General features: G+C 66.7%; 1 protein-coding gene. It reads left to right on the forward strand.

All coding sequences use genetic code 11. The features are described 5' to 3' along the window. A partial coding sequence (locus VSX58_RS22470) for a contractile injection system protein, VgrG/Pvc8 family (RefSeq protein ID WP_327619991.1) occupies positions 1–309 on the forward strand: 309 nt, incomplete at both ends.

Consider the following 309-nt stretch of genomic DNA (forward strand, 5'->3'; position numbering starts at 1 on the left):
GGTGAAGGATTACAACTACCGCCGGGCGGGCGAGGGTCTGCAGACCGAGGCGCAGGTAGACGGGGGCGACGCGGGCACGTACGGTCAGGTGTACCGCTACGGCGACAACTACCTGACGCTGGGCGGGGAAAGCGGTGAGTCGGCCGGCGAGACGGCGGAAGGGGGCGAGTTTTACGCCCGTCTGCGTCACGAGCGGCTGCTGAACCAGCAGCATCAACTGAGCGGCGAGAGCAACGGGTTAACGCTGGCGCCGGGGCAGATGCTGGAAATTGACGGCAGCGTGCCGGAGAGCTTCGCCAAGGGCGTAGT

Origin of the sequence: Brenneria populi, from assembly GCF_036016195.1 — a bacterium.
Taxonomy (GTDB): Bacteria; Pseudomonadota; Gammaproteobacteria; order Enterobacterales; family Enterobacteriaceae; genus Brenneria; species Brenneria populi.